Genomic DNA, 6,357 nt, shown 5'->3' on the forward strand with positions numbered 1-6,357 from the left:
GATCGCGGTGGCGTCGCCGGTGCGCATCATGGTGCCGTCGTCGTTGACCATCTCCGCGATCACGCCCACGGGCTCGAGCCCCGCGAGGCGGCACAGGTCCACCGCCGCCTCGGTGTGGCCCGGCCGGTGCAGCACTCCCCCGGCGACGGCGCGCAGCGGCAGCACGTGACCGGGCCGGATGACGTCGTCCACGCCCGCGTCAGGGTTCGCCAGCACCGACAGCGTGCGATGACGGTCTGCGGCCGAGATGCCGGTGGTGACGCCCTCGGCGGCGTCGACCGACACCGTGTATGCGGTGCGGCGGGGGTCCTGGCTGTTCGGGACCATCAATGGGAGATTCAACTGGTCCGCGCGTGGCCCGGGCATGGGAGCGCACAGGTACCCGCTCGAGTGGCGGATGCCCCACGCGACCCATTCGACCGTCGAGGTCTGCGCGGCCATGATGAAGTCCGCCTCGTTCTCGCGGTGGTGCGAGTCCGCCACCAGCACCGGCTTGCCCGCGCGGAGGTCGTCGAGGGCGCGCTCGACCACCTCGCGAGTGTCGCGCGTCATGCGCGCGCCGCCAGCATCGACTCGACGTACTTGCCCATGACGTCCACCTCGACGTTCACGTGATCGCCGATGCGGAGATCGCCCAGGGTGGTCTCGGCGAGGGTCGTCGGGATCAGGGACACGGTCGCGTGAGCGCCGTCGAGGACGGCGACGGTCAGGGAGACGCCGCCGAGCGCGATCGATCCCTTGGGCACGACGTAGCGGACGAGGTCCGCGGGCAGGGCGAACGTGAAGTCGTCCCACTCGTCCTGCGAGTCGCGGGCGATGAGCTCGGCCGTGCCATCCACGTGGCCCTGCATGATGTGCCCGCCCAGGCGGCCGTCCGCGCGGAGGGCACGCTCGATGTTCACGCGACGGCCCGACTCGATCTCGCCGAGCGTGGTGGTCTTGCGCGTGATGCGCATGACGTCCGCGGTCCAGGCCTGAGCGTCATGCCCGGCGACCGTGAGGCACACGCCATCGACGGCGATCGACTCGCCGTGCACGAGGTCGGAGCCGAAGCCCTCGGACCGGATGGTCAGTCGCGATCGGGCGCCGTCGTCGACCACGTCGACGACCGTGCCGACGGCCTCCACAATGCCGGTGAACATCAGACTCCTCTCGGGAACAGCGCGGTGACAAGGGTATCCGCGCCCAAGGCTCTGGATGTCACGCTCTGTCCCCTCAACGCGTCTTCCATCGTCCCGATTCCCAGGTCGGCCACCACGGTGGGGCCGGCGCCCAGCAGAGCCGGAGCGATGTACGCGTGCGCCTCATCCACCAGCCCCTCGCGGAAGAAGGCCGCGAGCACCGTGGGCCCTCCCTCCACCAGGAGCGTGCGCACCTCGCGTGCGTGGAGGGCCTCGAGGACGGCTTCGGGCCGATGCGCCGGTACAGCGACGGCGTTCGTGTCACGCCATACCTGGGCACCTGGGGTGGGCGAGTTGCCGATCACGACGCGCAGCGGCTGGTGGCCGGACTCGTGTCCGCCGGGGCGCGCGGAGAGCGACGGGTCGTCCGCGCGCACGGTGCCGGTCCCGACCGCGATGGCGTCGACGGTGCCGCGAACCTGGTGCGCGTGCTCACGCGCCTCATCTCCCGTGATCCAGAACGAGGTGCCATCGGCGGCCGCCATGCGACCGTCGAGCGTCGCGGCCCACTTGGCGATCACGTACGGGCGCCCCAGGCGCATGGCCGCGTGCCAGCGGCGAGTGAGCGCTGAAGCGGCGGCGTCGGGCGCGTGGACGGCCGCGATGCCCCTCCCGAGCAGGACGCCCGCCCCGCCCCCGGAGGTGCCGCCCGGGTCCGCGACGGCGAACCTCACCGCACCGATCCCGGCCTCGGTGAGCGCATCGACGCACGGTCCGGTGCGGCCGGTGTGGGAACAGGGCTCCAGGGTCACGACGGCGGTTGCACCGCGCACGTCCGCTCCCGCGCTCGCGGCATCACGCAGAGCCTCGACCTCAGCATGGGCGGTGCCCGCCCCCCGGTGCCACCCCTCCCCCAGCACGTCGCCCCGTTCGGACAGGATCACGCACCCCACCCGCGGGTTCGGACCGTTCTCAGGGCCCCGCGTCGCGAGGGAGACGGCCCGCGCCATGGCTTCGGCCGCGGACAGCGGTCCCGCCTGCTCAGGCATGCGCCGTGCGCGCGGCGGCGGCGAGGGCGCGCAGGGCCTCGATCTCCGAGGTGCGATCCTCGGCGCCGTAGACGGCAGAGCCCGCCACGAACACGTCGCAACCCGCTGCCGCCGCCGTCTCGATCGTGTCGCGCGCAATGCCGCCGTCGGTCTGGAGCCACAGGGACGGCTGATCGCGGTCCGCGGCGGCTCGGAGAGCCTCGAGCTTGGGCATCATGTCCGGCATGAAGGCCTGGCCGCCGAACCCGGGCTCGACGGTCATCACCAGGACCATGTCGAACTCGGCGAGCTGATCGATGACCACGTCGACCGGCGTGCGCGGCTTGAGGGCGATCGACGCCCGCGCTCCCAGCGAGCGCAGGTCCCGCGCGATCCCCACCGGGTCCGCTGCGGCCTCGTAGTGGAAGGTCACCGAGGACGCGCCGGCCTCGGCGTAGCGCGGGGCCCACCGGTCGGGATCCTCGATCATCAGGTGAGCGTCCACGGGCAGCGGCGACACCTCGGCGATGCGCTCGACGACGGGCAGGCCCAGCGTCAGGTTGGGCACGAAGTGGCCGTCCATGACATCGACGTGCAGCCAGTCGGCGGCTGCGACCGCGGTGATGTCCCGCTCGAGGTTGGCGAAGTCTGCCGAGAGGATGGACGGAGCGATCTGGATGCCCATGGACCGAGCCTAACGCGCGGTCGGCGCCGCCACGGTCCCGAACGCGAGCGTGCCCCGGGGACCGGTCACGCGGGGTCGCGCTCGAGAAGGGCGAGGTACATGGCGTCCGTGCCGTGCGCGTGGGGCCACAGCTGCACGTGCGGGCCGGCGCCCCACTCCCCCGCCTCGGTTCCCGTCAGGGACGCCACCGCGGACCGCGCGTCGACTGCGGTCAGCGCGCTGCCGTCCACGACCTCTCGCGTCTCCGCCACAAGCGGCGAGCAGGTGACGTAGGCGATCACGCCGCCGGGCGCCAGCAGCCGCTCGGCGTTGGCGAGCAGGGCGCGCTGCAGCTCGACCAGCGCGGGGACGTCGTCCTCTCCCCGGCGCCACCGCGCCTCGGGTCGCCGGCGCAGCGCCCCCAGCCCCGTGCACGGCGCGTCGAGCAGGATGCGATCGTACGCCGCGGACTCTCCCCAGGTCGTGCCGTCGCCGTCGTGGACGGTGACCACTCCCTCGGGCACCGCGCGGACCGAGTCCCGGACCAGGTCTGCGCGATGGGCGTGGAGCTCGACGGCGTCGAGGAACGCTCCGGACTGGGCGGCGAGCGCGCCCAGGAGTCCCGCCTTGCCACCCGGGCCTGCGCACAGGTCGAGCCAGCGCTCGCCCGCAGCGACCTTCCGGTGCGACACCAGGGCGCCGGCGACCACCTGACTGCCCTCGTCCTGCACGGCGGCCGTGCCGTCGGCGACGGCGCCGAGGTCTCCGGGCCGGCCCCCGGGCAGCGTGACGGCCCACGGCGACAGAGCGCCGGCCTCGCCCCCCGCATCGGCCTCCAGGACGTCGCGCTCGACGAGCCCGGGCCGTGCCACGAGCGACACGCGAGCGGGCACGTTGTCGGCGGCCAGCAGCTGTTCGGTCTGTCCGGCGCGCCCGTCCGCGACAAGCGCCTCCTCGAGCGCGCCGATGACCCACTCGGGGTGCGAGTGGCGCACCGACAGGGCGTGCCGCGAGTCGCCCGCCGCCACCACCGCGAGCCACGCATCGAGGTCACGCTCGGTGATGCGGCGCATGATGGCGTTCGCGAACTTGGCGGCGCCCACGCCCGCGTGGCGCCTCACCTGGTCGACCGTCTCGTTGACGGCGGCGTGGGCGGGCACCCGCATCGACAGCGCCTGGTGCGCGCCCAGCCACAGGCAGATCCGCACCGAGTTGTCGACCGACTCGACCGGTCGCTTCGCAGCCGAGGAGATGATCGCGTCGTAGAGCAACTCCATCCGCAGCGAGCCGTAGGCGAGTTCGGTCGCGAAGCCCGCATCCCGACCCTCGATTCCCATCTGCGTCAGGATCTTGGGCATCTGCAGGTTCGCATAGGCCTCGTCGTAGACGACGGCCTCGATGCACATGAACGCGGCCTCACGGGGCGACGGCAGCCGCTTCATGGTGCCGGGGCCCACGGGCTTGCGCTTCTTGGTCTTGCTCACGACTCTCCCAGGATCGGTGTCTCCGGCAGCCGCGCGCCGCGGTGCCATGCTGCTGCCTCGGTTCGGGGCTTGCCCGCGGGCTGCACCCAGGTCAGCTCGACCGGGTGGCCGCCGGTGCCGACCAGGATCGCACCCTGCTCGGCACGCACCTGACCGGGAACCGTGCCGGCCAGGTCGGAGCGCGGACGCACCGGCCCCAGCTTCAGTGGCGTGCCGTCGGGCAGCGTGGTCCATGCGCCCGGCGCCGGGGTGCATCCTCGGATCTGCCGGTCGACCACGTGGGCGGGCCGCTCCCACACGACGTACGCGTCCTCGCGCGAGAGCTTGGCCGCGTGGCTCACCCCGTCGGCGGGCTGCTCCGCCGGTGCGGCGTCGCCTGCGCCCAGGGCCTCGATGGCTTGGACCAGCAGCGGTGCTCCGGCATCGCCGAGCCGCTCGAGAAGGCTCCCGGCGGTGTCGTCGGCCCGCACGGGCTCGACCATGGAGCCGATGATCGGGCCGGTGTCCATGCCCGCGTCGAGCAGGAAGGCCGTGGCTCCCGTGACCTCGTCGCCCGCCATGATCGCCCGCTGCACCGGCGCGGCGCCGCGCCAGGCCGGCAGCAGGGAGAAGTGCAGGTTGACCCACCCATGCGTGGTCGCCGCGAGCAGGTCTGGCTTGAGGATCTGCCCGTAGGCCACGACCGCCGCAGCGTCCGCCCCCAGCGCGCGCATCTCTTCGATGAATGCGGGATCGGAGGCCTTCGCCGGAGTGTGGACGGGGAGTCCCCGCTCGAGGGCGTGTGCCTTGACGGGTGACGGGTGGAGGTCCCGACCGCGCCGACCGCGGGCGTCCGGCTGAGTCACGACGGCGACGACCTCGTGGCGCGACGCCAGGGCTTCGAGACTGGGCACCGCGATCTCGGGTGTGCCGGCGAAGATCAGGCGCATGCGTCCATCGTAGGGCCGGCGACAGCGGTCGAGGTCGCGGTCACGTCGGCAGCTCGAGCGGGCCGTCGACCCGGATGCGCAACTCGCTCCTGTCGCGCGACAGCTGCTGCTGGGTGGCGCGGAGCGCGTCGACCACGTCCTGAGCGCGCGAGCGTGGCAGCAGCACCCCGGCGCCCTCCGGTCGCGCCACCGTTGTCACGCCGCCATTGCCGTCCTCGACCCCGGCGGCGGCCAGCGCCCGCGCGACCACGTCGGGAGCGCCGGTGACGGTCACGTAGCGCCGATGCGGCGGCAGGCCAAGCGAGGAGCGCTCACTGAACGCGACTTCCGCCGCGGCCGCCGGGCTCCAGGTGCTCAGCGCGCGAGCGACGGACGGCGGGAGCTCCCCCACCACCGAGACCGCGCCGCCCTCACGGCGGCTCCGGCACAGCGCCGCGGCGCTCAGCCACCACCGCAACGCCTGGAGCTCGCCTCCCAGGCCCGTGCCGGCGGGCACGCCCGCGCTGGTGATGACCATGTGGAGGTAGCCGCCGCGCACGGCAGGAAGCGCTCCCGGCGTGGCGAGCACCACGCCCCCGGCGACCTCGAAGTCCGGGGACACCCCGGCCGCCGCCGTCGAGACGGTCAAGGGGATCTCGCCGAGCATGCGTGCGAGCTGCTCCGCGACGAGCGAGGCGCCTTGGCGCACGTGCTTGAGCGCGCTCCCGTGACACTCCGGGCAGTGCCAGTCCGGCTGTGGGTGACCCTGGTCGATGCATCGTGGGGGCACCCCGCGGGCCGGCACCTCGAGCATCGATTCGCACTCGACGCACAGCGCCCACGCGTCGCACCGGGCGCACGCGGCGCCCCGGACGTACCCCGCCCGCGGCACCAGGATCGCGACGGGGCCACGCTGCGCGGACTCCCTGACCGTGCGCCAGACGCTTCCCGGCATCCAGTGCCAGCCGGCGCCCCCCTCGGCATCGCGGCGTTCCGTGGTGACGATGTCGATGGTCGGCACCGCGTCTCGCACGGCGCCGCGGTCAGAGCGGGCCCAGCGCGCCCAGCCCGACGCCACCAGCGACGCGGCATCGACGCTGAGCGCATAGCCGCCGATGAGCAGCGCCGCGCCGCCCTCCGAGACCTCAGCGA

Annotated in this window: 6 protein-coding genes and 1 pseudogene; all 7 read right to left on the reverse strand. The window is 73.5% G+C overall.

The annotated features are described in order from the left end of the window. A partial coding sequence (gene ribB / locus QZ483_RS12090) for a 3,4-dihydroxy-2-butanone-4-phosphate synthase (protein ID WP_297084337.1) occupies positions 1 to 552 on the reverse strand: 552 nt, incomplete at its 3' end. Continuing rightward, entirely contained in the window at positions 549 to 1,142 is a 594-nt protein-coding gene (locus QZ483_RS12095) for a riboflavin synthase (protein ID WP_297084338.1), read from the reverse strand. The genes QZ483_RS12095 and ribB, both read right to left, overlap by 4 nt. After that, on the reverse strand, positions 1,142 to 2,170 hold the full coding sequence (ribD, locus tag QZ483_RS12100) for a bifunctional diaminohydroxyphosphoribosylaminopyrimidine deaminase/5-amino-6-(5-phosphoribosylamino)uracil reductase RibD (protein ID WP_297084341.1): 1,029 nt from the start codon (positions 2,168 to 2,170) through the stop codon (positions 1,142 to 1,144). Before ribD ends, QZ483_RS12095 begins: the two co-directional genes overlap by 1 nt. Continuing rightward, positions 2,163 to 2,834 carry a ribulose-phosphate 3-epimerase gene (rpe, locus tag QZ483_RS12105; protein ID WP_297084343.1) on the reverse strand — a complete coding sequence of 224 codons (672 nt, stop codon included), beginning with the start codon at positions 2,832 to 2,834 and terminating at the stop codon, positions 2,163 to 2,165. Before rpe ends, ribD begins: the two co-directional genes overlap by 8 nt. 65 nt (positions 2,835 to 2,899) lie before the next feature. After that, the gene (locus QZ483_RS12110) at positions 2,900 to 4,297 is read right to left on the reverse strand and encodes an RsmB/NOP family class I SAM-dependent RNA methyltransferase (RefSeq protein ID WP_297084345.1); all 1,398 of its coding nucleotides are present in this window, start codon (positions 4,295 to 4,297) and stop codon (positions 2,900 to 2,902) included. Next, a complete protein-coding gene (gene fmt / locus QZ483_RS12115) occupies positions 4,294 to 5,226 on the reverse strand; it encodes a methionyl-tRNA formyltransferase (RefSeq protein WP_297084347.1) in 933 nt (310 codons plus the stop codon). The genes QZ483_RS12110 and fmt overlap by 4 nt, the downstream gene beginning before the upstream one ends. Before the next feature lie 40 nt (positions 5,227 to 5,266). Next, a pseudogene (locus QZ483_RS12120) lies at positions 5,267 to 6,357 on the reverse strand (hypothetical protein); the annotation flags it as partial.

The organism is uncultured Demequina sp., from assembly GCF_913055775.1.
GTDB lineage: Bacteria > Actinomycetota > Actinomycetes > Actinomycetales > Demequinaceae > Demequina.

Bases quoted from the DNA above. Each gene is read 5' to 3' on its own strand.
- fmt (WP_297084347.1), bottom strand. From the start codon at position 5,226: ATGCGCCTGATCTTCGCCGGCACACCCGAGATCGCGGTGCCCAGTCTC.
- QZ483_RS12095 (WP_297084338.1), bottom strand. From the start codon at position 1,142: ATGTTCACCGGCATTGTGGAGGCCGTCGGCACGGTCGTCGACGTGGTC.
- ribD (WP_297084341.1), bottom strand. From the start codon at position 2,170: ATGCCTGAGCAGGCGGGACCGCTGTCCGCGGCCGAAGCCATGGCGCGG.
- rpe (WP_297084343.1), bottom strand. From the start codon at position 2,834: ATGGGCATCCAGATCGCTCCGTCCATCCTCTCGGCAGACTTCGCCAAC.